Raw genomic sequence first — 25,588 nt, 5'->3', positions numbered from 1 at the left:
AACCTGATGCGGAGCACCTCGATGGCCACCACGTCCGCGCCCGTTCTCCGTGGTGAGCAGCTGGTGCTGCGCTACGGGAAGACGGCCGTGGTGCACGGCGTCTCGGTCGAGCTGACGCCCGGCCGGGTGACCGCGCTGATCGGGCCGAACGGCAGCGGCAAGTCCACCCTGCTGCGCGCCCTGGCCCGGCTGCACCGGGTCGACGACGGCCGGGTGCTGCTGCGGGACCGGGCCGCGTCGCTGCTCACCGCACGGCAGTTCGCCCAGGAGGTCACGCTCTTCTCGCAGTCGCGCCAGGCCCCGCACGGGCTGACCGTGAACGAGGTCGTCGCGTTCGGGCGTCATCCGCACCGGCGGCGCTTCGCCGGCCCCTCCCCCGCCGACCGGACCGCGGTCGACGAGGCGATGCGGGCCACCGGCGTACGGGAGATGTCCGATCGTCCGGTCGGTGAGCTCTCCGGTGGCGAGATGCAGCGGGTCTGGCTCGCCGCCTGCCTGGCCCAGGAGACCGGGGTGGTGCTGCTCGACGAGCCGACCAACCACCTGGACCTGCGCTACCAGATCGAGACGCTGGACCTGGTCCGCGACCTCGCCGACCAGCGCGGGGTCGCCGTCGGCCTGGTGCTGCACGACCTCGACCAGGCCGCGCGGGTCGCGGACCAGCTCCTCCTGATGAAGGACGGGCGCATCCACGCCGCCGGTGACCCGCTCCGGGTGCTCACCGCCGAGAACCTCGGCGAGGTCTACGACCTGCGGGTCGAGGTCGAGATCCACCCGCATACCGGCCGCATCCGTATCGACCCCATCGGGCGGCACCCCGCCCGCACCATGATCCACCCAGGAGAAAGAACCACATGATCCCCGCTTCCCGCCTCGCCGCCGCCGCGGTGACGCTCGCCGTCGCCGCGACGGTCGCCGCCTGCGGCACCACCACGGTCGAACCGGCCGCCGAGAACTCGGCCGCGCCGGTGTCGCAGACCTGCGCCGACGACAAGACCGGCACGGCGACCGGCCCGGTGTCGCTGACCGACGGCGTCGGCCGCAAGGTCGAGCTGGCCAAGCCCGCCACGCGGGTCGCGGTGCTGGAGTGGCAGCAGACCGAGGACGTGCTCACGCTCTGCCTCAACCCGGTCGCGGTCGCCGACGCCAAGGGCTACGGCACCTACGTGAAGGCCGAGGCGCTGCCGGCCAGCGCCGTCGACACCGGCGAGCGCGGCGAGCCCGACCTGGACAAGCTGTACGCGACCAACCCCGACCTGATCGTCGTCGAGGCGTTCAAGGCCGACGACGAGATCATCACCAAGCTCGAGAAACGCGGTGTCCCGGTGCTCGCCACGGTCGGCGCCGACGCCAAGGGCCAGATCGCGAACATGAAGAACGTGTTCTCGATGATCGCCACCGCCACCGGCCGGACCGAGCGGGCCGACGCCGTGCTCCAGCAGTTCGACGCGCACCTGGCCGAGGCCAAGCAGAAGGTCGCGGCGGCGAACGTGACCGCGAAGAGCTTCCTGTTCTTCGACGGCTGGATCGAGGGCGGCAACATCGTCATCCGCCCGTACGGCAAGGGTGCGCTCTTCACCGAGCTCGGCGAGCAGCTCGGGATGACCGCGGCCTGGACCGACGCGATCAACAAGACGTACGGCAGCGGGGGCGTGGACCCGGCGTACGGCCTCGCGCAGACCGACATCGAGGGCCTGACCGCGGTCGGCGACGCGACCCTGTTCTACTCCGACGACCAGACCGCCGACAGCTACGTCAAGGAGCTGGTCAAGAGCCCCATCTGGACCAAGCTGCCGGCTGTCGCGCAGGGTCACGCGTACCCGTTCCCGGCCGGCGTCTGGGGCGCCGGCGGCCCGAAGTCGAACGAAGAGGCGATCGACGCCTACGTGAAGATCCTCACCAAGTCGTGAGCGACACCCGGGCGCCGGTCGGCCTCGGGCGTGGTGCGAGCGGGGCGGCCGTGCTGGCCGCCCTGCTCGTCGCGGTCGTGCTGGCCGGCCTGTGGCACGTCACCCAGGGCACCTCCGGCGTGGGGTTCTGGGATCTGCTGCGCTACCTGTTCGGCGCGCACGAGAGCGTCGGCGGGGTGCCGATCGCCGACGTGGTGACCGGCTCGCGGCTGCCGCGGATGTTCGCCGGGATCGCGGTCGGCGTGGCGCTCGGCTCGGCCGGGGCGCTGCTGCAGTCGGTCACCCGCAACGCGCTGGCCGCCCCGGACACCCTCGCGGTCACCGCCGGCTCCTACTTCGCGCTCTGCGCGGTCGCCGCGTTCGGCCTGGCCGTGCCGGTCTGGGCGTCCGGCGCGGTCGCCTTCGGCGGCGGACTGCTCGCCGCGGGCATCGTGCTCGGCCTGACCGGCATCGCCTCCGGGCTCGGCTCGACCCGGCTGATCCTGGCCGGCTCGGCGGTCGCGATGGCCCTGGACGCGGCCACCGCCATGCTGCTGATCCTGTTCAAGGAGAGCACCACCGGCCTGTACGCCTGGGGCAGCGGCTCGCTCGCCCAGCTCAACCTGGACGCCGCCGGTCGCGCCGCCCCGGTCATCGTCGTCGTGCTGGTCGCCGCGCTGCTGCTGGCCCGCCGCCTGGACGTGCTCGGGCTCGGCGACGACACGGCCGCCTCGCTCGGCGTGCCGATCCGCTCCACCCGGATCGCCGCGATCCTCTGCGCCGTGCTGCTGACCAGCATCTCGGTGACGCTGGCCGGGCCGATCGCGTTCATCGGCCTGGCCGCGCCGGTCGCGGTGCGGCTGGCGGCGCACCGGATCGGCGTGCTGAGCCGGCACCTGTTCCTGATCCCGGCCTGCGGGCTGGCCGGCGCGCTGCTGGTGCTGCTCGCCGACGCCGTGCTGCGGGCGGGCCTCGGCGCCCAGGCCGCCGCGTCGATCCCGACCGGGATCCCGACCTCGCTGCTCGGCGCGGTGGTGATCGTGGTTCTCGCGTTGCGGATGCGCGACGCCGGGGCGGCCCGGGAGGCGCCGCACGCGTACGTCGCGGTCCGCTCCCGCCGCCGCTTCCTGACCGTGACGCTTGTCGCGGCCGGGCTGCTGGTCGCCGCGGTGATCGCCGGTCTGCTGGCCGGGAGCCTGTGGTTGCGTACCGGGGACCTGCTGCTCTGGCTGCAGGGCACCGCGCCGGACCTGATCGGCCGGGCCCTCGACGACCGCGCCCCGCGGGTGGCCGCGGCGGTCGTCGCCGGCGCCGCGCTCGGCCTGGCCGGCACCGTCGTGCAGGGCACCGTCCGCAACCCGCTCGCCGAGCCGGGCGTGCTCGGCATCACCGCCGGCGCCGGCCTCGGCGCGGTGATCGTGGTGACCTCCGGCGTCCCCGGCGGACGTCCGGTGCTGATCGCCACCGCCGTCGTGCTGGGGCTGGCCACGTTCGCGCTGATCACCGCGCTGTCCTGGCGCGGCGGGATCCTGCCCGACCGGTTCCTGCTGATCGGCATCGGCTGCGGCTACGCGCTCAGCGACCTGAGCACGTTCCTGCTGCTGCGCGCCGACCCGTGGGACACGCCGCGGATCCTCACCTGGCTGTCCGGAACCACCTACGGCCGGACCTTCGCCGACGTGCTCCCGGTCCTGCTGGTGCTGCTGGTGGCGACCCCGGTGGTGCTCGGCCTGCGGCGACAGCTCGACCTGCTGGCCATCGACGAGGACACCCCCAAGATCTTCGGCGTACGGCGGGAAGCCGCGCGCCTGACCCTGCTGACCGTCGCGGCGGTCGCGGCGGCGGTGAGCGTCACCGCGATCGGCGTGGTCGGCTTCGTCGGGCTGGTCGCCCCGCACCTGGCCCGCGGGCTGGTCGGCGTCCGGCACGGGCGGATCGTGCCGGTCGCGATGCTGCTCGGGGGCCTGCTGGTGTGCGTGGCGGACGGGCTCGGGCGTACCGTGATCGCTCCTTCGCAGATCCCCGCGGGACTGATGATGGCCCTGGTCGGCGCCCCCTACTTCATCTGGCTGCTGCGCCGCACCCGGGCCTGACCGGCTCAGGCCACGCGCAGCACCCCGCTCAGGCCTCGCGCAGGACGCCGCTCAGCCCGGCCGCCGCGAACGCCTTGCGCACCTCGTCGATGCCCTCGGTGAAGTGCGCCCAGCTGTCCACGTGCGCGGCGTAGACGCTGGTGGCGCCGAGGATCCGCGCGGCGGTGGCCATCTCGGCCGCGGTCAGCGTCAGGGTGGCGTCGCCGACCAGCGCGGTCTTGGCGGCACCACCGAACAGGATCGCGACGTCGATCGCCGGGAACCGGCCGGCGATCTCCTCCACCACGCGCAGCGAGGCGTTGTCGCCGCTCACGTACACCGTCGGCAGGCCCTCGCCCTCGAGCACGAACCCGGCCACCGCCCCGGTCAGGTGCAGGACGCCCTCCGGACCGTGCTGCGCGGGCACGGCGGTGACCCGCACCGCGCCGACGACCGTGCTCTCCCAGTCGTCCAGGCCGCGCACCGGCGCGCCGATCCGCTCGGCCGCCCCCGGCGTGCTCAGCACCAGCGGCACCGTGGCCAGCAGCGCCCGCCCGGCGTGGTCGAGGTTGTCCGGGTGCTCGTCGTGCGAGAGCAGCACCAGGTCGACCGGGCCGGGCGTGCCGTTCGCCGGGGCGGTCTTGGTCAGTGCCCGGTCGCCGATCGGGTAGTCCCCGGGCGCGTCGAACGTCGGGTCGGTCAGCACGGTCAGGGTGCCGTAGCGGAACTGGACGGTCGGACCGCCGTACGCCTTGATCTCGAATGTCATGGGTCGAGTCTGGCCCTGGTCCGCCGTCGGGCGAGAGTGGCCGGAAAGCCATCCTGCGATAGGTTCAAGCCATGACACGCAGTCCGACGACCGTGGGGATCGTGATCGGCGACGGCGCGCCGATGCTCGAGGTGGCGGTGGCGCCGCGGGTGTTCGGCATCGATCACACCGCGCGCGGCGGCCCCCGCTTCGAGGTCCGGGTGGCCGGCGAGCACCCCGGGCCGCTCAGCACCAGCGCCGGCATCGCGATGAGCGCCCCCTGCGAGGTCGGCGACCTGGACGCGGCCGGCCTGATCATCGTGCCCGGCTGGCGGCTGCCCGGCGGCCCGCCGGTCGCCCCCGCGGTGCTCGACCTGCTGCGTCGCGCGCACGCCGGCGGCGCGACCGTGGTCGGGCTCTGCCTGGGCGCGTTCGTGCTGGCCGAGGCGGGTCTGCTGGACGGGCGGCGGGCCACCACGCACTGGCTGTGCATGGGCGAGTTCACCGCCGCCTATCCGGCCGTCGAGGTGCTGCCGGACGTGCTGTTCGTCGACGAGGGCACCGTCGTGACCAGCGCGGGCAGCGCCGCCGGGCTGGACGCGTGCCTGCACCTGCTGCGCCGCGACCACGGCCCGGAGGTGGCGAACACGGCGGCCCGCGCCCTGGTCGTCGCCCCGCAACGGGCCGGCGGGCAGGCCCAGTTCATCGAGCGCCCGGTGCCCGACCCGGGCGGCGGCGAGCCGGTCGCCGCCGCGATGCGCCACGCCCTGGAGCACCTCGACGACCGGGAGCTGGACGTGGCCGCGCTGGCCGGCGTCGCGCACCTGAGCCGCCGCAGCTTCGACCGGCACTTCCGGGACGCGGCCGGCTGCTCCCCGCTGCAGTGGCTGCTGTACCAGCGGATCCTGCGCGCCCAGCAGTTGCTCTCGGCGACCCCGCTGCCGATCGACGCGGTCGCCCGGGCCTGCGGGTTCTCCGACGGGGTCGCGATGCGCCCGCACTTCCGCCGGGTGGTGGGCGTGCCCCCGCAGGCCTACCGGGTCTCGTTCCGCTGATCAGCGCCGGATCACGGTGAAACCGCCGGGCAGCACCACCGCGCGGACGGTCGCCCCGGCGGCGCTGGTCCGCAGGCGGCGGATACCCGCGGCGTCGTAGGTCTCGACCGTGGCGGGGCCGGCGCCGGGGACCGGGACGGTCACGGTCCGCGGGTCGCGGGCGGCGCTGCGGAGCAGGGCCGTGGTCCGGGTCGCCCCGGCGATCACGTAGCGGGAGATCAGCGGCTCCAGGAGCACCGCGTCGAGCACGGCCTCGCCGCCGGCCGCGGTGGCCGACAGGTCGCTCCGGCCCGGCGGCAGCTCGCCCGGCAGGGTGACCGGCAGCAGCGCGCCCGGCGCCGGGGACGCGCCCTGCGGGCCGATCGCGCCGTGCCGCACGGTGCCCAGCGACGGCCCGCCGGCGGTCCACCGGGTGACGGCCGCGCTGCCCGGTCGCAGGTCGGCGATCGCGAGCACCAGCCGCGGCTGGTCGGCCGAAGGCAGCGTGAACCGGGCGGTCGCGCCGGCCGGCAGGCGTACGTACCGGTCGCCGCTGAACTGGGACTCGCCGGTCCACGGCGACGCCGGGGTGACGACCGTGGCACCACCGCCCAGCACCGCGGACTCGGCCTCCACGGTGGTCGTGCCGACCCGCTCGACGACGCGGCCCTGGGTGGCCAGCTCGGCCACGTCCGGATGAGCGTCGAGGGCGAGCATGCTGAGCAGGCCGTGGATGGTGGACTCGGCACCGCCGTTGCGGTTGACCGACCCGTCGGCGGCGATGCCGTCCACCGTGCGGCCGGTCGCCGGATCGTAGGCGGGCAGCCCGGCGCCGTTGGCGCCGAAGTACCAGGCCGCGACGATGCCGGCCAGCTGCCGGAAGCCGGAACGGCCGGTGGCGGCGGCCACGGCCAGCAGCGACTGGACGCGCGAGTCGATTCCGTACGCGATCTGGTTCCGGTCGATCCGGGCCGGCAACCGCCCGTTGTCCGGGCCGCCCGAGGTGAGCAGCCACGGCGTGAAGACGGCCGCGTCGGTCACCGCGGGTCGCACCAGGCGCTCGTCGCCGAGCACCCGGCCGGCCCGGGCCAGCGCGGCCGGCATCTGGGACGCCCAGGCGTGCCAGTCCGACAGTGACAGCGCCCAGGGCAGGACCGCGCCGAACGGCCAGTCCCGCGGGTCGCCCCCGGCCAGCGCCGCGATCCCCTCGGCCAACTGCCGCAGGGCGCGCCGGGCGGCCGGGGTGCCGCCGGCCTCGGCATACGCGGCCAGCCCGAGCACCGCCTCGGCGCTGGCGTCGGCGCCGTCGACGACCAGCCACGCGGGCCGGCGGACGCCGTCGACGACCTGCCAGGTGCCGTATCCGGACAGGTCGAGCGCCCCGATCGCCCGGTCGAGCCGCTGCCGCAGGAAGGCCGCGAACGGCGGGTCGTCGTGGCGGAACGCGGCGTACCCCTCCCCCAGCGCCCAGATCGCGCGGGCCAGCCAGTACGACGGCCCGCTGTCGGACGGGTCGGGCAGCTCGACCGGCACCGGGCTGGGGTTGAGCGTCCCGTCCGGCTGCATCCACAGGACGACGTACCCGGAGGTGGTGGTCTGGAAATACGCCAGGCCGCGGAGCAGCTCATAGGCGGCGGACCGGCTGCGCGACGAGCCGGTCTGCCGCCAGTGCCGCAGGTACACCACCGCGGCCCGGGCGATGTCGTCGGCGTTGAACGCGCCCTGCCCATACGTCCCGGTGGCCGGGTCGTACGGGCCGCCGCCGATCCGCCGGTAGGTGCCGTCCGGATTCGGCTCGGCGTAGGTCCACAGCACGCCGATCGCCTCCGCCGGCCGGTACGTGGTGTGGCCACCCTGGACGGGCGGGGTCACGGCGTCGCGCAGGAAGTCGAGGTGGGCGGTGTTGGCCAGGAGCGCGGGCGTCGCGAGGCTACGCGCCGGGCTCAGCAGTGGTGCGCTCAGGGCGATGCCGCTGCCCAGCAACAGGGATCGGCGCTTCACGGTGCACTCCTTCGACTTCGGCGGTGGACCGGACGCGGTCCAGGCGAGCGACGCCGATCCGGCTGTCCGCCATGCCGTAGAAGACATAGTGGACACCGTCGACCTGCTCGATGGCGGTGGGGAAGACGACGTTCGGCACGTTCCCGGTCCGCTCGCCGGCGGTCTCCGACACGAAGATCGGTTCGGCGGTGCGGTCGAGCACGCGGCCCGGGTCGGCCGGGTCGAGCAGCATCGCCCCGGCCGCGTAGTTGACCCGCTGCCCCTTCGGGTCGAAACCGGGCGGGATGTAGCCGGTGACCCCGTGGTGGATCAGCAGCCAGCCCTCGGGCACCCGCAGCGGCGGCGGGCCGGCCCCGATCTTCAGCTGTTCGTACGGATACTCCGGCAGCGCCACACACCGGTGGTCCCGCGGCCGGACCAGGGCGGTGAGGTCCGCCTCGACCTCCGCCGCCGGCACGTAGGAGATCCAGATGCCGTACCGCTCGTCGGTGATCCCGGCCGGCAGGTGCACGCCCTCGCCGGGCCGGAACCAGCCCAGGTCCCACATCGGGCGGTGGAGCATCGCGTAGCTCGGGCGGCCGTCCGGGCCGGGCACCGGCTCGGGGAAGAACACCGCGTCCTTGTTCGGGAACAGGTTGAGGTCGGTGTCCAGCCCGGGCTGGTAGGTGAACTGCACCGGCCCGAGCCGCCGCCACGACCGCAGGTCCGCGGAGACGGCCAGCGCGAGCCGGGGCCCGAGCGGCCCGAACGCCACATAGGTCATCACGTGCCGGCCGAGGCGGGGCACCCACGTCGTCCGCGGATCCTCCACCCCGGCGTTGGCGCGCCCGCGCTCCCAGCCCTCGTCGGGGGCCAGCACGATGCCGCGGCGCCGGACCCCGACCGGCACGCCGTCGCGCAGCTCGACCTCGGCGAGCCCGACCCGCGACACGTTGCCCGGCGCCACCATCCGCGGCAGCAGGCACAGCCGGCCGTCGGGGGTGCGCCCGCTGGCCGGGTTGAGCACCCCCTCGGCCTCCAGCGGATCCGCGGGGTCGGGCGTCATGACGACACCGAGCCGGGTCAGCGTGTAGGGAAGCATCTCAGCCCTTCACGCCGGAACCGAGGTCGGTCGAGATGAACTGCCGCTGGAACGCGACGAACAGCGCGACCGCCGGGGCGGCCAGCACGCACGCGCCGGCCAGGATCGCGCCGAACGGGTTGGCGGCCCGCGCGGACACGTTGCTGATGTAGTTCGCGAGCGAGACCGCGAGGGGCTGCATGTCCGCGTTCTTGGTGACCAGGAACGGCCACAGGAACTCGTTCCACGGGCCGATGAAGGTCAGCAGCAGCGCGGTCAGCAGCGCCGGGCGGACCAGCGGCAGCGCCACCGACCACAGGATCCGCAGCTCACCGGCCCCGTCGAGGCGGGCGGCCGCGAACAGCTCGTCGGGCAGTTGCAGGAAGAACTGCCGGAAGACGAAGACCGCCGTGGTGTTGATCGCGAACGGCAGGATCATGCCCAGGTAGCTGTCGGCCAGACCGTAGCCGCGCACGATCAACACGTACAGCGGAATCAGCAGGAGTTGGAACGGGATCACCTGGACCAGCAGCACGAGCACGAACAGGGTGCCCCGCCCGCGGAAGCGCAGCCGGGCCAGCGCGTAGCCGGCGAGCACGCCGAACACGACCGTCCCGAGCAGCACGCCGCCGGTGAAGATCCCGGAGTTGACCAGCGAGCGCAGCAGGTCGACCCGCGAGTTGATGTCCCGATAGTTGTCCAGGGTCAGCCCGGAGGTCGGGAACGCGCCGCGCACCGAGGTGTCCGGCGCGGCCTGCAGCGAGCCGATCAGCATGTAGTAGAACGGGAACAGGAAGATCAGTGCGCCGAGAAAGAGCAGAACATAGCGCACCGCCGTGGGCCAGCGCCCCATCTCAGTCCTTCCCTTCGATGAAACGGCGATTGACGTACGCGACGAACAGCACGCCGATCACGAGGAGCACGCCCAGGGCGGCGGCGAAATCCGGCTCGCCCTGCTGGATGCCACGCTGATACATCACCAGCACCGGCGAGGCCGAGCTGCCGTTCGGGCCGCCCCCGCCGGTCAGCAGGTACGGCTCGGTGAACAGGTTCGCCCCGGTGATCAGCGCCAGGATCACCACGAGCGCGGTCGCCGGGCGGACCGCCGGCACGGTCACCGACCAGAACCGGTGCCAGCCGTTGGCGCCGTCCACCGACGCCGACTCGTAGAGCTCCTTGGGCACGTTCTGCAGCGCGGCCAGGTAGAGCAGGATGAAGAAGCCGAGCTGCTTCCAGGTCACGAACAGCGCGATGACCGGCATCGCCAGGTGCTCGTTGACCAGCCAGGACGGGTCCGGCGCCAGCGGGCCGAGCACGGAGTTGACCAGGCCGCCGGAGGTGAACAGGAACAGCCACACCCCGACCACGGCGACGCTGGCGGTCACGTACGGCACGTAGAACGAGACCCGCAGGAACGTCCGGGCGTGCACCGCCTGGTTGAGCGCGACCGCCAGCACGATCGCCAGCCCGGTGGTCAGCGGGACGTTGATCACCAGGAAGACCCCGATGTTCTCGAACGCCTGCCGGACCGCAGGATCGGACAGCACCGCCCGGTAGTTGTCCAGCCCGACGAACGGGTGGTCGACGATCGCGCCCGGCGCCGCGAAGAAGTAGTCGTGGAAGCTCATCCACACCGCGAACCCGAACGGATAGGCGAAGATCACGGCGAGGTAGAGCGCGTACGGGGCAGCCAGGACCAGGCCCACCGGATGGCGGCCGAGCAGGGCTCTCATGACCCGGCGGCGAGCTTGTCGACCTTCTGGGCCGCGCCGGCGAAGGCGTCGGCGACCGGCTGCTTCCCGAAGATCACCGATTGCGAGTACGCGTCCCGGAACGTCTGCCAGATGGCCACCGAGTTCGGCACGTTGGGCACCTCGACGGTCCGCGCGGCCTGGTCGGCGAACTGCTGGTAGGCGGCGTTCTTGGCGAAGTAGTCCGGGTAGGCGGCCGGCAGGTCCTTGCGCAGCGGCATCTGCCCGGTCGCGTCCAGCAGCTTGCCGTCCTGCTCCTTACCGGTGGCGAACTTCAGCACCTCCCACGCGGTGGCGCGGTTCTGGCAGGCGCTGTACATCGCCACGTTCTTCGCGTCGCTGAACGTCTTGATCTGCGCGGCGGGCTTCCCGGTGGAGGTCGGCACCGGCACCGCGCCCCACTTCACCTTGTCGCCGTAGACCTTGATCGCCCACGGGCCGACGATCGCCATGGCGGCCTTCTGGTCGGCGAACGAGTCGCCGTTGTACGTCTCCTTGGGCGCCAGGCCCTCGTCGTACAGCGTCTTCCAGAAGGCGGCGACGGCCTGGCCCTGCGGGGAGTTGAACTGGGCCTTGCCGTCCTGGACCAGCTGGGTGCCGTCGGTCTCGGCCACGAACAGCGGGTAGAAGTCGAACCAGGACTGGAAGAACTCGCTGCTCGGCGCGGGGTAGATGGCGGCCGGCGCGGCTCCGGAGGACTTGATTTTGCGGGCGGCGGTCAGGAAATCGCCGTACGTCGCAAGGGTGGGTTTTTCGGGGTCGAGCCCGGCCTTGGCGAAGATGTCCTTGTTGTAGAAGATCATGACCGGGTTGGACTTCCACGGCATCTGGTAGAACTTGCCGTCCGGCGACTTGTACTGCTGCGCGGTGTCGCCGGTGCGGTCGGCGATGTACTGCGCGCCGCCGGCGAACGAGTCGAGCGCGACCAGACCACCCTGCTTCTGGAACTGCGGTACCGCGGCCGGCGCGGTGTTGAAGATCAGGCACGGCGCGTTGCCGGCGGTGATCGCGGCGCCGATCACCTCCTCCGAGCTCTTGCCGGCCGGGATCTCCTGCGAGGTGATCTTCTGGTCGGCGTGCTGCGCGTTCCACGCCTCGACCATGGCCTTGCCCCAGGCCAGCTCCTCCTGGTTGTTGGAGAGCCAGATGGTGATCGGGCCGGTGGCCGCGTTGGCCTGCTCGGCGTTGCCGCCGCCGCTGCCGTCGCAGCCGGCCGTGAGGATGAGGGAGACGGTGAGAACGGCCGCTGGGAACATGCGTTTCATTGGCTTCTCCGTTCCACTTACGGTGATGGCGGTCCGGTGGACGCCCGGATCACCAGGTGGGCGGCGGGCACGGGAACGTCGTCGACCGTCCCGCCTTCGATGAGAGCAAGCAGGGCCAGCGCGGCCTGACGGCCCCAGAGGTACGGGTCGGTGCGCACGCTGGTGAGCGCGGGGCGGACATGACCCGCCAGCTCGGTGTCGTCGAATCCGGTCACCGACAGTTGCGCCGGGACGGCCAGGCCGTACTCGTGCGCGACCGCCAGCCCGGCGATGGCCATCAGGTCGTTGGCGTAGACGATCGCGGTGGGCCGCTCGTCGCCGGTCAACAGTTCGCGGGTGGCCGCCGCCCCGCCCGCCGCCGAGAAATCGGCCTCGACCACCGCGCCGGGCGGCAGCCCGGCCTCCGCGAGGGCCTCCGCGAACGCCCGGGCCCGCCGCGACCCGTGCAGGAAGTGGGCCGGCCCGGCGACGTGTGCGATCCGCCGGTGCCCGAGGCCGGCCAGGTGCCGCACGGTGGCGGCGATCCCCGGCCGGTCGTCGACCAGCACCGCCGGGAAACCGCTGGGCACGTCCGGCCGGGCGATCGAGACGGCCGGCAGACCCAGCTCCACGAGCAGCGCGAACCGCGGGTCGACGACGCGCAGATCGAGCAGGAACACCCCGTCGACCCGGCCGGCGCCGGCCAGCCGCCGGTAGCCCGCCTCCTCCTCGGCCTCCGGCACCACCTGCAGGACCAGCGCCTGACCGCGATCGGAGAGGGTGCGCTCGACGCCGGCGATGAAGGCCGGGAAGAACGGGTCGGCGCCGAGCAGCTCCGGCTCGCGGGCCAGCACCAGACCGACGGCGAACGAGCGGGAGATCGACAGGGCGCGGGCCTTGGCGCTGGGCGTCCAGCCGAGCTCCCGGGCGGCGGCCAGGATCCGTGCCCTGGTGTCCTCGGAGACGCCGGGGCGGCCGTTGAGGGCGAAGGAGACGGTGCCTTTGGAAACACCGGCGGCGCGCGCGACATCCCGGATCGTCGGCCTGTCTGCCCTGGTCATCGCGCCGCCCCTGGGTTACTAAACCGGTTTGATCGAAACATAGACCTGTTTCGTTACCGGCACAATCGGAGCGGGCGCCCTGCCCGGGATGCCCTACTCGGCCCGGCTTTCAGCTTGTTCCGGAAGCCGGCCGTCGGCCCGCGCCCGGCTGCCGGCCCGCGCCTGGCGGACGAAGTCGCCGATCAGCGTGCTGATCAACTCGGGGCGCTCGGCGACCAGGTGGTGCGAGGTCCCCGGCACCACGCACAACTGCGCGCCGGGGATCGACGCGGCAATCTTGAGACTGTGCCCGGGCCGGATCGAGTCGCGATCGCCCGACATGATCAGCACCGGCACGTCGATCCGGGCCAGGTCGGCCGGGTCGATGTGCGGCTCACTGGTCCACAGCCGGAACAGTTTGGCCAGCACGACGTCGGCGTGCTCCGGCCCGTCCGGCGACAGCCGCTCGTAGTGCATCCGCTCCACATCCGGCCGCTCGACCCCGGCGAGGGCGTCGAGGACGGGATCGTCGCCGCCCTTCTCGAACACTGACGGATCGAGGTTCGCGCTGATCGCGACCAGCGACCGCACCCGCTGCGGATGATCGAGGGCGAGCAGCAGCCCGATGATCCCACCGTCGCTGTACCCGACGACGTGCGCCGACTCCAGCCCTACCGCGTCGAGGTACGCCAGGGTGTCGGCGACCATCCGCGCATACCCGTAGTCGCCGTCGATGTCGGCCGACCGGCCGTGCCCGGGCCGCTCGAACGCGAACACCCGATGATCGGGCACGAGCGCGTCGGACGGCGCCCGCAGCGACTCCAGCGAACAGTAGCCGCCGTGCAGCATCAGGACGGGCTCGCCGACCCCCACGACCTCCGAATACAGGTCAACCCCACCGATCCGGAAGTACGTCATGCGCCGCCGCCACCATCCATCAGGTCCATGATCAACCCCAGCCTAACGACAGCCCCCGGACCACCACCGACATACGCTTCCCGGATGCGCTACCTGACCCGGCAGTTCGCCGTCGGCGCCCTGCGTCGTGGAAACAGCATCGAGCAGTTCCTCGGCGGCACCGAGATCGCCGGCGAGCCCGCCGTCCGATGGGTAGCGATCAGCCCCATGAACAGGCAGTACAGCGTCTCGTTGCACACCGTGCGGGATCCCGATGACGACCGGGTGGGCGACCTGACCAACCTCGTCTCACTCGACCCGGTCGACGAGGACTATGTCGGCGAGGGGCGAGAGCTGGGGCTCAGCGAGGACGAGGAAGAAGCGATCGCGCTCGCCGAGCAGCTCACGGACGCCCGCCCCGACCGCTGGGTCAACCACGCGGTAGCCGGCGAGGAATACCGGGACTACGTCCGCAGTCGGCGGGACCCTGCTCGCGGCAAGCCGGACATCGCCGGCTGATCGCGGGGCTCGGCACGTCAGGTGGCGGAATGCGGCGGCCGCGAGGTCGAGGCTCTTGACGCTGCCCGTACCGAAATCTGGTTTATCAGGGTGTTGCCGAGCTTCCGGGGGACCGAATCCGGGGCGTGCAGCACCTCGATCGTGGTGTAGGCGATGGCGTCGGTCGTGGTGACGCCGGCCGGGATCAGGCGCTTGAACAGCGGATAGAGCGGCGTGATGACCGTGTAGACGGCGCGCTGCAGGGCCGTCGCGGGGCGGGCGCCGCGGCACGGTTTGATGAAGCCCGGGCGGATCAGGAAGACGCGGGGATGCAGCGCCGTGAGCGTTTCCTCGGCACGGCCTTTGACCCGGATCCACATGGTCCGGCTGGTGCTGTCGGCGCGGTTGGCCGACACGTACACAAATAGGCTTTGGGGATTGTTGCGCAGTGCCTCGGTCGCGGCCGCCACCGCGAAGTCCTCGGTGATCCGCGTGTATTCCGCCTCGCTCTTCCCGCCGGACGGCGTGCCCAGGCAGAACAGCGTGGCGTGCGCGTTCGCGAAGATCTGGTCGAGCCCGCGATAGTCGGTGAAGTCGGCATGCATGATCTCGTGCAGCTTGGGGTGCGACCGTCCGGTCGGCCGGCGGGCGATCGCGGTGACGCCGGTGACCGCGGGGTCCTCCAGCAATGCGGTGAGGACGCCGTGCCCGACCATGCCGGTGGCGCCGAAGAGCACCACCCTCATCGGGGCAGCCCGAGCAGGCTCTCGGCGGTCTCCGCGATGGTGTCCCCGATCGGGCGGGTCTTCCAGCCGAGCACCCGCTCGGCCTTCGCCGAGGTCGCGCCGAGGTTGCGGCCCAGCAGCTTGCGCAGGGGAGCCATCTGCGGGTTGACCCGGGCCAGCGCCTTCGCCGCCAGCAGCGGCATCTCCCGGGTGGGCACCCGGGTCGCCCGGTCACCGAGGCGCTCGCGCAGGATCGCGGCGATGTCGCGCAGCCACAGGCTCTCGGCGGCGGTGGCGATGAACCGCTCCCCCACGGCGGCCGGGTCGGTCATCGCCAGCAGGTGCAGCGCGGCCACGTCGCGCACGTCGACGTAGCCGGTCGCGAACGGCAGCAGCGCCGGCATCTCCCCGGCGAGCATCCGAGCGATCATGCCGAGCGACGGTGAGTAGTCCGGGCCGAGCACCGGGCCGAGCACCGCGGTCGGGTTGACCGTGGCCAGTTCCAGGCCGCGGCCCTCGCCTGCGACGAAGTCCCACGCGGCGCGCTCGGCCAGGGTCTTGGACTTCTGGTACGGCTCGATCCCGGCGTCCACGTCCGTCCAGTCCGACTCGGTGAACGGGGTGTCGCGCGGCTCGTGCCCGTAGGCGACCGCGCCGATCGCGGACGTCATCACCACCCGCCGCACGCCCGCGCCGTGCGCCGCCCGCAGCACCCGCAGCGTGCCGTCGACCGCCGGGCGGATCATCTCGTCCTCGTGCCGCGGCTGCTGAGTCAGCGTCGGCGACGCGACGTGCAGCACCGCGGCGCAGCCGGCCACCGCCTCGGCCCAGCCCTCGTCGTTGCCCAGGTCGGCCCGCACCACCCGCAGGTTCGCGCCGGGGTCGGCGCCGCCGGCCGCCAGCATCGCCCGAACCTGCGGCTCGCGGGCCAGGTCGCGCACCGTGGTGCGCACGGTGTAACCGGCATCGAGCAGCGCGAGCGCGCAGTAGCTGCCGATGTAGCCCGAGCCGCCGGTCACCAGTACGTCCGTCATCATGCCCCTCCAGGGGTGTCCGTTTCGTGTGACTCAAACGGTACTGGAGACCTCTCCACTTCGTCAACGAAAAGCGGAGAGTTCTCCAGATCACCCCGGGAAGGTCAGGCCGGATGCACCCCGAGCCCATCCAGGATCAGCCCCAGCATCGGCGCCGACCGCTCCGGCGCGGATCGCCACAACGCCCCCGTGAGCTGCAGGAAGTCGGCCGGCTCGGCGTCCACCCGGATGCTGGCGTCGGCCTTGCCCGCGTCGAACAACTGGGTGATCGAGGCGATCACCGGCCCGTAGCTCTGCTCCGCCATCGTCCGGTGCGCGTCCGAGCTGAGGGCCGCGCCCAGCAGATGCTTGGTGCGCATGCCGGCGACCAGGTCCAGGGTCCAGCGCCGCAGCGCCTCGACCGGCGTCAGCTCGGCGAGCAGCTCGGGCACCCGGCCGACGAGCTTCTCGATCTCGTCCTGGTAGATGTCCAGCAGGAGCACCTCACGCGACGGATAGTTGCGGTACAGCGTGCCCGGGCCCACCCCGGCGCGCTGCGCGATCTGATTCATCGAGGTGTTCTCGTCCTCGGCGAAGGCCGCCCGGGCCGCCGCCAGGATGGCGTCCCGATTCCTGCGCGCATCCGACCGGACCATGCAGCTTCTCGCAATCCGCAGCGTTAGTGGAGACCTCTCCGCAACGATAACGCGTGCTCACTCCCGGATCGGAAGGCCCGCCGCCCGGTAGATGTCGTCGATCAGCGACATGGTGACGACGGAATCCTGCGGCGGCGTGAGGTTCGCCGACCGGTTCCGGGTCGCTTCGTCAAAGGCTTTCAACTGATGGACGTACGTCGTGGAGCCGTCGATCCGCTCGCCCCGCTTCTGCCCGTCGGACGCCACCCGGAACCGGTGGAACACGTGCGGCATCGCATAGTTGTCGACCACCATCTCGCCGTGCTCGCCGACCACCTTGGCCCGCAGGCTGAACAGCGCCGACGACCACAGCGAGGCGCGGATCCGGCCCCGGGCGCCGTCGCCCAGCTCGAAGTCGGCGGTCATCGCCCGGTCGACCCGCGGGTCGCGCCGGGTGGTCAGCGCCCGGGCGGCGACGACCTTCGGCTCGCCGGGCGACAGCAGGCGCAGGCAGTGCACGGCGTAGCAGCCGGCGTCCATCAGCGCCCCGCCGGCCAGGTCGTAGTCGTACCGGATGTCGTCGAACTTCGGCAGCGGGAAGCACATCGACGTCTCGACGCTGCGGATCCGCCCCAGCTCGCCGCCGTGCGCGATCGCCCTCATCCGCGCCGCGAGCGGGTGATAGCGATAGTGGAACGCCTCCATCACGACCAGGCCGGTCCGCTCGGCGGCGGCCTGTACCTCGCGGGCCTGCGCCGCGTTCGCGGTCAGCGGCTTCTCGGCCAGCACGTGCTTGCCCGCCTCCAGCGCGGCCAGGATCCACCGCGCGTGCCGCCCGTTCGGCAGCGGGACGTAGACCGCGTGCAATGTCGGATCGGCCAGCAGTTCGGCGTAGCTGTCGTGGACCACCGGGATACGGTGCTCGGTGGCGAACTCGGCGGCCCGGCCACGGTCCCGGGCCGCGATCGCGGCGACCTCGACACCGTCCACCAGCCGAGCGGGCCGGATGAGCGCGGCCGGCGCGATCCGGGCCGCTCCGAGCACACCGATTCTCATGCGGCGCAGTCTATGTGGACCCGGAAGGACGGATGACCATGGCGTGGTGGTGGCAGACGCTGATCAGCGTCGGCGTGGCTCTGCTGGTCGTGTGGCTCGCGGCGCTGGTCGCCCTGCTGGTCGCCAAACCCGGGAAGGCGCAGCTCACCGAGGCGCTCCGGCTGCTGCCCGACCTGCTGCGACTGCTGACCCGCCTGGCCGGCGACCGGACCCTGCCGCGCGGGGTCCGGATCCGGCTCGGCCTGCTGCTCGCCTACCTGGCGATCCCGTTCGACCTGATCCCGGACTTCATCCCGGTGCTCGGCTACGCCGACGACGCGATCATCGTGGTCGCCGTGCTGCGCTCCACCGTGCGCCGCGCCGGGCTGGACGCCGTCCGCCGGAACTGGCCCGGCACCGAGGACGGTTTCGCCGCGCTCAGCCGCCTCACCGGACTCCGCGGGTGAGCGGCCGGGTCATCCTTACGGGTCGGCTCCCGGAGTGTCCCGCTTCACAGATCGACAACGGCCCTGCGTGACCGTCCATGAGCGGAGCGATTCCGCATAGTTCGCGTCTCCCGTGCAAATCGGACACCGTTTGGCCTTGTCGTCACTCAGGGTGACCGTCGCTACATAAGGGACGGCGCCGGAGGGCGGGCTATCAAGGAGGAGCGGCGGGCAACGGCTCACCGCTCGTGTCGATCCGGATCACGCCGAGCCCTGCCCCGATCCGGCCGCACGAACCGCACTGACCAGTCATCAGGCATTCGGGGGCGGGGACGGGGGAACCACACATCGGTCCGGAAGCGGACCTCGGGGTGAAGCCGCCATCGCGGCCGGGCAATCCTTCCCGCCCGAACCCGACAGCTAACCTCGCAGGCGTGCCGGAGGGACCGAGTCACCGTGCACGTTCGTACCTTCCACACGATCGCCCTGTCCGTGGGCTTCGGCCTGCTCACCGGCGGGCTCGGCGTCCCGCAGACCGCCGTCGCCGCCCCGGCGGCCGTCGCGGTCACCCGGGCCCTGCCCACGACCGGCCGGACCGTGGCCGCCAGGTCGCAACTGGCCGGGCTCCGGGTCGTCACCGAGGCGGCCCGGCACCGCGGCAAGCCCTACCTGTTCGGGGCGTCCGGGCCGAACCGCTTCGACTGCTCCGGCTTCACCATGTACGTCTACCGGAAGACCACCGGGAAGAGCCTGCCGCACAAGGCAGACCTGCAGCAGCGGTACGGCCGGGCGGTCAGCAGGTCCGCGGCCCGGCCCGGTGACCTGATCATCCTGCGCAACGGCTCGTACGGCTTCCACGCCGGCATCTACGCCGGCGGCGGCCAGATGTGGGCGGCGCCGCGGGCCGGCAAGACCATCACCAAGCAGAAGATCTGGACCAGCAACTACGTGGTCCGGCGCCTGACCTGACCGCTACTCCGGCTTCCGGCCGAGCAGCAGGGCGAACCGCAGATCGTCGGCCTCGACGGTGAGGTCGACGGTCTCCACGGTGAACCCGGCCGCCCGCAGGTCCCGCCGGACGGTCGGGACCGTGGTGGTGCGGTAGTACATGACGAAGGACGGCGCCACCACGGTATTGCGGACCACCATGGCCAGGTCGAACCCGAGACTCGTCCAGTAGGCCCGGGTGGTCCGCGCGGGCAGCTCGCCGAGCGCGACGCCGAACAGCCCGCCGGGCCGCAGCGCGCGGTACACCCCCTCGAACAGCGCCGGCCGCTCCGAGGGCAGGAAGTGCCCGAGCGCCCCGAACGTCACCGCCAGGTCGAAGCCGGCGGTGAACGGCAGCGCCCGCACGTCGGCCCGCACCAGCGTGGCGGACGGGACCGCGGCGCGCGCCTCGCCGAGCATCCCGGCGCTGAAGTCGACGCCGGTGATCCGCTCCCGGCACAGCCGGTCGAGGGCGGTCAGCCCGGCGCCGGTGCCGCAGCAGACGTCCAGCCCCCGGTCGAACGGCCCGAACTCGGCCAGCGCCCGGACGCTCGCCTCCAGGACCGGGTCCGGGGTACGGAACGGCGTGTGGTCGAACTTCGGAGCCAGGAAGTCGTAGCCGCGTTCGACCGAGGACAGCGCCTGGACACACAGTTCCCGCAGTGACGGCCCTTGAGGTGAGAACACCTGGCCGAGGCTACCTGCCGGCGGGCTGCGCCGACCGGCTGCCGGCGGCATCCCGGACGGCCGGCGAACGCCGGAAGGCCTGGGTGACCCGGGTCAGCCACTGCACCTCCTCGCGCATGCTGGCCGTCACGCCGTCGAAGTCGGTGGTGGCCGGCTCGGGCGCGGTCGCCGGCCCGCCGCGGTCGGCCCGGCTCAGGGCCCGCAACGACAGCGCGATCTCGACCGCCTCGACCGTGGCCGCCAGCTCGACGCCGTGCAGGCCCGCCCGCCCGGCGAGCTCGGTGGCCGTGGCGTGCGACTCGACTGTCCGGTACGGCCGCAGCAGGAGCAGCCCGTCGCGGATCTCCACCACCCGCCGGGTGAGCCGGAACCGGAGATCGCCGGGGAGCAGCCGGTCCGCCCAGCGGGTATACGGATGCAGCGCGATCTGTGGCTTGACCTCGTACAACGCCTCCCACAGCGGCCGCAGCGCCTGATACGACAGGTACGAGCCGACCCACTCGGCCGGCCGGTGCACGCCGACCGACCCGCCCCACGACGGCAGGGTCGACCCGATGCTGATCAGCAGCGCGCTGACGATCACCAGCGGCCGGGTGGCCTCGGACGTGGCCACGTCGAGATTGCGGTCGAGCACCAGCCCGGCGGCGAACCCGCCCAGCTTCACCACCGCGTACAGGCCGGAGAGGTAGGTGCCGCCGGTGACCATGAGCAGGCCCAGCCGCAGCAAGGGCGCGCTGCCCAGCCGGGTGAACCGGGCGGCCAGCCGGGCCACGTCCAGCGAGCCCAGCCCCAGGTAACCGACGTAGGCCAGGAACACCACCGCGCCGGACGGGTCGTCGCGGTAGCTGACCGGGTCCTGCGCGCGCAGCGCCGGATGCCCGGCCGGCCCGGTCACGGCGACCGCGGCGATCAGCACGGTCACCGCGAGCGCGACCAGCCCGACCCGCAGGCGGATGCGCCGGGTGGCCGACGCCGGATCGTCGATGCTGACCACGAAGCACTGGTAGCCGCAGGCGGCGATCATGGCCAGGACCGGGGCGACGGCCAGCGCCGTGGCCGACGACCCGAGCACCGCGTCGACCGCGGCCTCGCCGGGCGGCCACAGCAGCACCAGCGCCACGGCCAGCGCGAGCAGGCAGGTCACCAGCGAGTAGCCGGCCCGGACCGCCGTGGTCTCGGTCGCCCGGCGCAGCTGCCAGACCTTGTAGGCGGCGCTGCCGGCCACGAGCAGCGCGACGACGAGGAAGGCCACCGGCGCTCAGCCGCCCGCCGGCGGGTCGGCCAGAACCGACCGCAGCCGGCCCAGCAGACCCTCCGGGTCGTCCGGCGCGGGGATCCGGTAGTCGGCGATGCGGGCGCACACCAGGGTCGCGAACACCTCGGCCTCGTGCTCGTCACGATCGGCGAAGCCGGTCCGCAGCATCACCGCCGGGGCGGCGGCCGGGCTGGTCACCGCGCCCTCGTGGCCGAGCACCATGTGCCCGATCTCGTGGGCGATGATGTCGACGGTGTGCAGGGCGCTGGTGGCCGCGTCGAAGAGCACCAGGTCGGTGTCCTCGGTCTCCACCCACATGCCGCTGGGCCAGCCCGCGCCGGTCACCATCGGCGTCAGCAGCAGCGGCCGCCCGCGCCGGCGCTGGACCCGGTCCCGCACGTCGGCCAGGCTCAGCGGCCGGGACGGACGGTCGACGATGTCGAGTTGCGCGAGCACCTCGCGGCACCGCGCGCGCGTCTTCCTCCGCCGGAAACTGTCCACGTCGTCCGTCCTGATAGGTCAGCCGATCGCAAGCTTAGACATCCGGATCCGGTTTCTCCGAGGTGCGCCGCCGCCGGTCGGCCGCCAGGGCCTGCTCGACCAGCTCGGCGACCGCCGTAAGGCCCTCCGGGGACAGGTCCAGCGCGCGCAGCGCCAGCCGGCGGACCTGGGTGTTGTCCGCGAGGCGGGCGAGTTCGTCGGCCCCGGGCTCGGGATCCGGCTCGTCGAAGAAATACGCGATCGGCTTCCCGAAGTGGCGGGCCAGCGCGGCGAGCAGCTCGGTCGACGGGTGCCGCTTGGTCCCGTTGCGCAGCGCCGACAGGTAGGCCCCGCCCACCCGGATCTCCGGGTTGATCGCCTTGACGGCCGCGGCGACGTCCTCGTTGGTGTACCGCCGCCCGCCGCGCCCGGCCGGGCGGACCTCGTCGAACAGCCGGTTGAGGCGCTGCGCCAGATCGGGGGTGCCCGGAGTGTCCGCCATCGGGGAAGCCTCTCTGCCACGGAGACCGATTTCAACTGCTGGTTGAATCTATTCAGACAGTAGGTTTAGACTCACCAACCGTAAAGTTCAACTGCCAGTTGAGTCACCACGCCCGCCGCTCCGGTGCCGGCGTCCGCTGAACTCCTGGGCACCATGAACATGGCCGGATGCCACGGGGGCATCCGGCCATCACTACGTTAGGGCGTCCGTCCAGCCACGGGGGGAGCCGGACGGACGCCGCCTTATTGTGATTCCTCGATCTTTGTCCGTCAATGCCCCCCGCAGAATCGCCCCTCGGCGACCAGCCGCGCGAGGCCGGTCCGCCTTCAGGCTGCGGCCGCGACAATCAGGTCCGTCGTCGGCGAAGAGCGACTGAGCGGTACGGCATGAGTCGAGTCCACCTCGGTCACCGTCGAGCCGGCCCGCGCGGCCATGAACCGCTGCAGCTCAGCCGGGATCGAGACGTCCCGCGTACCGATCAGCGCCCAGGACGGCAGCGAGCGCCAGGTCGCCGCCCCACTGAGCTTCTCCCCGAGCGCCGCCGGATCGATCGGATGCTGAGCAGCAGCAAGCACCGCGACCGTCTCCTCGTCGAGGTCGGCCGCATACACCTCGCCGAACCGCTCCGGGCGCAGGTAGAGGGCGGTGCCACCCGGGTACGGCCGGGTCAGCGTGTTCTCCGGGGTGAGCCGGCTGCCGGGCAGCCGGGCGTTGAGCTCCCCCGCGGTCTCGTCCTGGTCCTGCTGGAACGCGGTGACGAAGACCAGCGCGCGGACCGCCGGGGTCAGCGCCGCCGGGTCGGAGATCACCGAGCCGCCGTACGAGTGCCCGGCCACGACGATCGGCCCGTCGATCGTCGCCAGGAAGCTCCGCAGGTGAGCCGCGTCGCCGGCGAGCGACCGCAGCGGCAGCACCGGGGCGTACCCGGTGAAGCCCCGCAGCCGCAGGTCGGCGAGGACGCCGTGCCAGATGTCCGGGCCGGTCAGAGCGCCGTGAACGAGGACCACAGTGGGCTGTGCAGATGTCATGCCAGGAATTCTGCGAGCCCGCGGCGCCGACCGGCAGTGGCAGGAATGACATCCGGCGATAGCATCGTGCCATGGATCGTCATCGCATCGCGGTACTGCTCGCCGAGCAGGTCCTGCCGCTGGACTTCGCCATCCCGATGCACGTCTTCGCCCGCGAGGCGCCGGAGTTCTACCAGGTCGGCACCGCGACCGTCGACGGGAGCCCGATCGGGGTGGCCGGCGGCCTGAGCCTCGTTCCGGACGGTGACCTGCGGCTGCTGCGCGGCGCCGGCACGGTGATCGTGCCCGGATACGCCGAGGCCGCGGTCCGCCCGTTCGATCCGCGGGCGCTCGACGCCCTGCGCGCGGCGGCGGCCGGCGGCGCCCGGATGATCTCGGTCTGCTCGGGGACGTTCGCGCTGGCCCAGGCCGGGTTGCTCACCGGGTTGACGGTCACCACGCACTGGTCGCTCTGCGACGAGCTGGCCCGCCAGTTCCCGGCGGTCACCGTCGACCAGGCCGCGCTGTTCGTCGACAACGGGGCGGTGCTCACCTCGGGCGGCGTCACCGCGGGTGTCGACCTGTGCCTGCACGTGCTCCGCAAGGACCTCGGCCCGGCCGTCGCCAACCACGTGGCCCGGCGGATCGTGGCCGCCCCGCGCCGCGACGGCGAACAGACGCAGTACGTGGAGGCGGCACCGGTCCCGCCGGGCGACGACGCGATCGCCGCCGCCCAGCAGTGGATGCTCGCCGTGCTCGACCGGCCGATCACCGTCGCCCAGATGGCCGAGCGGGCGAACCTGTCACCGCGGCAGTTCTACCGCCGCTTCCAGGAGCGCACCTCGGCGACGCCGCTGGCGTGGCTGCACACGCAGCGCATCGCCCGGACCAAGGAGCTGCTGGAGACGACGACGATGCCGGTCGAGGAGATCGCCGGCCGGGTGGGCCTGGGCACGCCCGCGAACCTGCGCACCCACTTCCGCCGAGCCACCAGCATCTCCCCGTCCCGGCACCGACACCTGTTCAGCTGACGCCCATTCCCCCGTCCGCCTCCCCCGCCAGTTCCCCCGTTAGCTTCCGCCGTCAGCTCCTCCCCTTAGCTCCCCCGTCAGCTTTCCCGGTCGGTTTCTACCGGTCGGCTTCCTCCGTCGGCGGAACGACGGTGCTGACGATTCCGGTCTTCACGTCGTAGGCAAATCCCGTGACTTTGATTCTCGAAGAGATTTGAGACGCACCCCGAATTTTCCGTACGTCGAGCGCAACGGTCACCGCCGGATCCAGAACAGCAAGCGCGGCCGTCTCCGCGTCGTCGAAACCCCGCTCGGTGAAACCGTGCCGGGTCCGGTCGTCGGCGAACAGCCCCGATCCGCAGTCGGTATGGTGCATGACCGCGAGCTCGAACCACTCCGCGTCCGGGGTCTTGGTCTCATGCAGATAGCTGATCCAGGCCAGATCCTGAAGAACCGCCGGGGTGACCCGCCCGCCGACATTCCGAGCGACGATGGCGTCGCCGAGCCCGAGCCCGAACAGCGCGGCCGGATCCACCCGAGGATCGATGCAGGTCACAATGTAGACCTGCCGGTGCGGAAGGAACGGAATAGCCGGCTGGCGGCCCTTCAGATCACCAGCAGCAAATCGGTCATTGTTCCGCAACAGCTCATCAAAATTGCTCACCCGCCGATGCTCGCCCCAATCCCGGCACACCCCCATAGCCGATAGTGACACCCACCGAAAGAATCGTGCCGCGCCCGTCAGCTTCCCGGACACCGCCAGCTTGCCGGAAGCCCGTCAGCTTCCCCGAAGGCCGCCAGCCTGCCGGACGGCCGCCAGCGTCCCGGGAGACCACCGGCCTGCCGGCAGGCCGCCAACTTCCGGAATGCCATCAGGTTTCCGCGCGGCCATCAGCTCCCCGGAAGGTAAGGCGGGGCGACGCCCCACCCCCAGTGCGGCACCGGGGCCTGCTGGACCACGTCGGCACCCGGCGCGGAGTTCGCAAGGGCGATCCGGGTCCCCCACTCGACGTAGCCGACGAACGCCGCCCGGAACTCCGGATCGGCCGGCAGCCCCGCATCGTCAGCCGCCAAGCTCATCAACGATGCGAACCGGAACCGCTGCTCCGCCGTGATCCCGAGCCCGACGTGCTTGTTGACCATGCGGTGATAGCCGCCGAGGTCGCTGCTGTAGGTCGCCGGCCCACCGAACACCTCGATCCACCAGGCCGTGACGTGCTCCCGATGTGCGGCGGACACCCCGCCAGGAAACAGCGGCGAGATCAGCTCATCGTGCTCAACCCGGTCGTAGAACGCGTTGATCAGCCGGGCAAAAGCGGCGTCGCCGCCCGCCCAGGCGTAAAGAGTCGGAGTCTCTGACATCTGCAACACTGTAATCATCGCAACCCGTGATCGGTGCCCCACGGCCCGAGACGCCAGTAGCAGGCAGCGGAGGGCCAGCAAGGCGACGGCAAGGCAGCATGGCGGGGCGGCAAGGCAGCGGGGCGGGGCAGCGGGGCGGGGCAGCGGGGCGGGGCAGCGGTGCAGCGGGGCGGAGCGGCGGGCGGAGCGCGTCCCCGACGCCGACGCTGG

Annotated in this window: 27 protein-coding genes and 1 riboswitch; of the genes, 8 read left to right on the top strand and 19 right to left on the bottom strand. The window is 72.3% G+C overall.

What is annotated here, in order from left to right:
• Positions 1-6: 6 nt before the first annotated feature.
• The 3 genes from L3i22_RS25425 to L3i22_RS25415 are packed head-to-tail and all read left to right on the top strand — an operon-like array spanning position 7 to position 3,982.
• Entirely contained in the window at positions 7-858 is an 852-nt protein-coding gene (locus L3i22_RS25425) for an ABC transporter ATP-binding protein (RefSeq protein WP_255658579.1), read from the top strand.
• Positions 855-1,910 (top strand): iron-siderophore ABC transporter substrate-binding protein, encoded by a 1,056-nt coding sequence (locus L3i22_RS25420; protein WP_221329458.1) that lies wholly within the window; start codon positions 855-857, stop codon positions 1,908-1,910. Before L3i22_RS25425 ends, L3i22_RS25420 begins: the two co-directional genes overlap by 4 nt.
• Complete coding sequence (locus L3i22_RS25415) at positions 1,907-3,982, top strand: iron ABC transporter permease (protein ID WP_221329457.1); 2,076 nt, start codon at positions 1,907-1,909, stop codon at positions 3,980-3,982. Before L3i22_RS25420 ends, L3i22_RS25415 begins: the two co-directional genes overlap by 4 nt.
• A gap of 28 nt (positions 3,983-4,010) precedes the next feature.
• Here L3i22_RS25415 and L3i22_RS25410 read toward each other — a convergent pair whose 3' ends face one another.
• Positions 4,011-4,730: an MBL fold metallo-hydrolase gene (locus tag L3i22_RS25410; protein ID WP_221329456.1), complete on the bottom strand. Its 720-nt coding sequence runs from the start codon at positions 4,728-4,730 to the stop codon at positions 4,011-4,013.
• Positions 4,731-4,801: 71 nt separating this feature from the next.
• On the opposite strand from L3i22_RS25410, the gene L3i22_RS25405 reads away from it, so the two are divergent.
• The gene (locus L3i22_RS25405) at positions 4,802-5,764 is read left to right on the top strand and encodes a GlxA family transcriptional regulator (RefSeq protein WP_221329455.1); all 963 of its coding nucleotides are present in this window, start codon (positions 4,802-4,804) and stop codon (positions 5,762-5,764) included.
• Here L3i22_RS25405 and L3i22_RS25400 read toward each other — a convergent pair whose 3' ends face one another.
• The 7 genes from L3i22_RS25400 to L3i22_RS25370 form a co-directional block, all read right to left on the bottom strand.
• Positions 5,765-7,744: a hypothetical protein gene (locus tag L3i22_RS25400; protein WP_221329454.1), complete on the bottom strand. Its 1,980-nt coding sequence runs from the start codon at positions 7,742-7,744 to the stop codon at positions 5,765-5,767. It abuts the gene before it with no gap.
• Positions 7,674-8,825, bottom strand: coding sequence for a hypothetical protein (locus tag L3i22_RS25395; RefSeq protein ID WP_221329453.1), 1,152 nt, complete (start codon positions 8,823-8,825; stop codon positions 7,674-7,676). Before L3i22_RS25395 ends, L3i22_RS25400 begins: the two co-directional genes overlap by 71 nt.
• 1 nt (position 8,826) lies before the next feature.
• Positions 8,827-9,657, bottom strand: a complete 831-nt coding sequence (locus L3i22_RS25390; protein WP_221329452.1) for a carbohydrate ABC transporter permease — start codon at positions 9,655-9,657, stop codon at positions 8,827-8,829.
• 1 nt (position 9,658) lies between these two features.
• Positions 9,659-10,537, bottom strand: coding sequence for a carbohydrate ABC transporter permease (locus L3i22_RS25385; RefSeq protein ID WP_221329451.1), 879 nt, complete (start codon positions 10,535-10,537; stop codon positions 9,659-9,661).
• The gene (locus L3i22_RS25380; protein WP_221329450.1) at positions 10,534-11,820 is read right to left on the bottom strand and encodes an extracellular solute-binding protein; all 1,287 of its coding nucleotides are present in this window, start codon (positions 11,818-11,820) and stop codon (positions 10,534-10,536) included. Before L3i22_RS25380 ends, L3i22_RS25385 begins: the two co-directional genes overlap by 4 nt.
• A gap of 17 nt (positions 11,821-11,837) precedes the next feature.
• Positions 11,838-12,860, bottom strand: a complete 1,023-nt coding sequence (locus L3i22_RS25375) for a LacI family DNA-binding transcriptional regulator (protein ID WP_221329449.1) — start codon at positions 12,858-12,860, stop codon at positions 11,838-11,840.
• Between the two features lie 93 nt (positions 12,861-12,953).
• Entirely contained in the window at positions 12,954-13,757 is an 804-nt protein-coding gene (locus L3i22_RS25370) for an alpha/beta fold hydrolase (RefSeq protein WP_221329448.1), read from the bottom strand.
• Between the two features lie 84 nt (positions 13,758-13,841).
• Between L3i22_RS25370 and L3i22_RS25365 the strand changes: the two genes are divergently transcribed.
• Positions 13,842-14,255: a hypothetical protein gene (locus L3i22_RS25365; RefSeq protein WP_221329447.1), complete on the top strand. Its 414-nt coding sequence runs from the start codon at positions 13,842-13,844 to the stop codon at positions 14,253-14,255.
• 17 nt (positions 14,256-14,272) lie between these two features.
• Here L3i22_RS25365 and L3i22_RS25360 read toward each other — a convergent pair whose 3' ends face one another.
• The 4 genes from L3i22_RS25360 to L3i22_RS25345 all read right to left on the bottom strand — a co-directional run bounded on the left by L3i22_RS25360 (position 14,273) and on the right by L3i22_RS25345 (position 17,663).
• Positions 14,273-14,980, bottom strand: a complete 708-nt coding sequence (locus tag L3i22_RS25360) for an NAD(P)H-binding protein (protein ID WP_221329446.1) — start codon at positions 14,978-14,980, stop codon at positions 14,273-14,275.
• Positions 14,977-15,993, bottom strand: coding sequence for an aldehyde reductase (locus L3i22_RS25355; protein ID WP_221329445.1), 1,017 nt, complete (start codon positions 15,991-15,993; stop codon positions 14,977-14,979). The genes L3i22_RS25360 and L3i22_RS25355 overlap by 4 nt, the downstream gene beginning before the upstream one ends.
• 104 nt (positions 15,994-16,097) lie before the next feature.
• A complete protein-coding gene (locus tag L3i22_RS25350; protein ID WP_221329444.1) occupies positions 16,098-16,628 on the bottom strand; it encodes a TetR/AcrR family transcriptional regulator in 531 nt (176 codons plus the stop codon).
• A 57-nt stretch (positions 16,629-16,685) separates the two neighbouring features.
• A complete protein-coding gene (locus L3i22_RS25345) occupies positions 16,686-17,663 on the bottom strand; it encodes a Gfo/Idh/MocA family protein (protein ID WP_221329443.1) in 978 nt (325 codons plus the stop codon).
• Positions 17,664-17,695: 32 nt separating this feature from the next.
• Between L3i22_RS25345 and L3i22_RS25340 the strand changes: the two genes are divergently transcribed.
• On the top strand, positions 17,696-18,109 hold the full coding sequence (locus L3i22_RS25340) for a YkvA family protein (protein WP_221329442.1): 414 nt from the start codon (positions 17,696-17,698) through the stop codon (positions 18,107-18,109).
• 279 nt (positions 18,110-18,388) lie between these two features.
• Positions 18,389-18,538, top strand: a riboswitch (cyclic di-AMP (ydaO/yuaA leader).
• A 6-nt stretch (positions 18,539-18,544) separates the two neighbouring features.
• Entirely contained in the window at positions 18,545-19,057 is a 513-nt protein-coding gene (locus tag L3i22_RS25335) for a C40 family peptidase (protein WP_255658578.1), read from the top strand.
• 3 nt (positions 19,058-19,060) lie between these two features.
• Here the strand turns inward: L3i22_RS25335 and L3i22_RS25330 are convergent, their stop codons facing one another.
• From L3i22_RS25330 to L3i22_RS25310, 5 genes are all read right to left on the bottom strand, one after another.
• A complete protein-coding gene (locus tag L3i22_RS25330) occupies positions 19,061-19,762 on the bottom strand; it encodes a class I SAM-dependent methyltransferase (RefSeq protein WP_221329441.1) in 702 nt (233 codons plus the stop codon).
• A 10-nt stretch (positions 19,763-19,772) separates the two neighbouring features.
• A complete protein-coding gene (locus L3i22_RS25325; protein ID WP_221329440.1) occupies positions 19,773-21,014 on the bottom strand; it encodes an MAB_1171c family putative transporter in 1,242 nt (413 codons plus the stop codon).
• Between the two features lie 6 nt (positions 21,015-21,020).
• Positions 21,021-21,473: a hypothetical protein gene (locus tag L3i22_RS25320; RefSeq protein WP_221329439.1), complete on the bottom strand. Its 453-nt coding sequence runs from the start codon at positions 21,471-21,473 to the stop codon at positions 21,021-21,023.
• A 79-nt stretch (positions 21,474-21,552) separates the two neighbouring features.
• Positions 21,553-21,999 (bottom strand): helix-turn-helix transcriptional regulator, encoded by a 447-nt coding sequence (locus L3i22_RS25315; protein ID WP_221329438.1) that lies wholly within the window; start codon positions 21,997-21,999, stop codon positions 21,553-21,555.
• 326 nt (positions 22,000-22,325) lie between these two features.
• Positions 22,326-23,027, bottom strand: a complete 702-nt coding sequence (locus L3i22_RS25310; protein ID WP_221329437.1) for an alpha/beta fold hydrolase — start codon at positions 23,025-23,027, stop codon at positions 22,326-22,328.
• A gap of 71 nt (positions 23,028-23,098) precedes the next feature.
• Here L3i22_RS25310 and L3i22_RS25305 point away from each other — a divergent pair, with 71 nt between their 5' ends.
• Entirely contained in the window at positions 23,099-24,037 is a 939-nt protein-coding gene (locus L3i22_RS25305) for a GlxA family transcriptional regulator (protein WP_221329436.1), read from the top strand.
• Between the two features lie 97 nt (positions 24,038-24,134).
• Here the strand turns inward: L3i22_RS25305 and L3i22_RS25300 are convergent, their stop codons facing one another.
• Together L3i22_RS25300 and L3i22_RS25295 are read right to left on the bottom strand one after the other, a co-directional pair.
• Positions 24,135-24,680, bottom strand: coding sequence for a carbonic anhydrase (locus L3i22_RS25300; protein WP_221329435.1), 546 nt, complete (start codon positions 24,678-24,680; stop codon positions 24,135-24,137).
• 227 nt (positions 24,681-24,907) lie between these two features.
• The gene (locus L3i22_RS25295) at positions 24,908-25,378 is read right to left on the bottom strand and encodes a group II truncated hemoglobin (protein ID WP_221329434.1); all 471 of its coding nucleotides are present in this window, start codon (positions 25,376-25,378) and stop codon (positions 24,908-24,910) included.
• Positions 25,379-25,588: the final 210 nt, after the last annotated feature.

The sequence above is a fragment of the Actinoplanes sp. L3-i22 genome (assembly GCF_019704555.1).
In the GTDB taxonomy this organism is placed as follows: Bacteria; Actinomycetota; Actinomycetes; order Mycobacteriales; family Micromonosporaceae; genus Actinoplanes.
The sequence above is the reverse complement of the archived record's forward strand: the minus strand, read 5'-3'. Positions and strand labels throughout refer to the sequence as shown.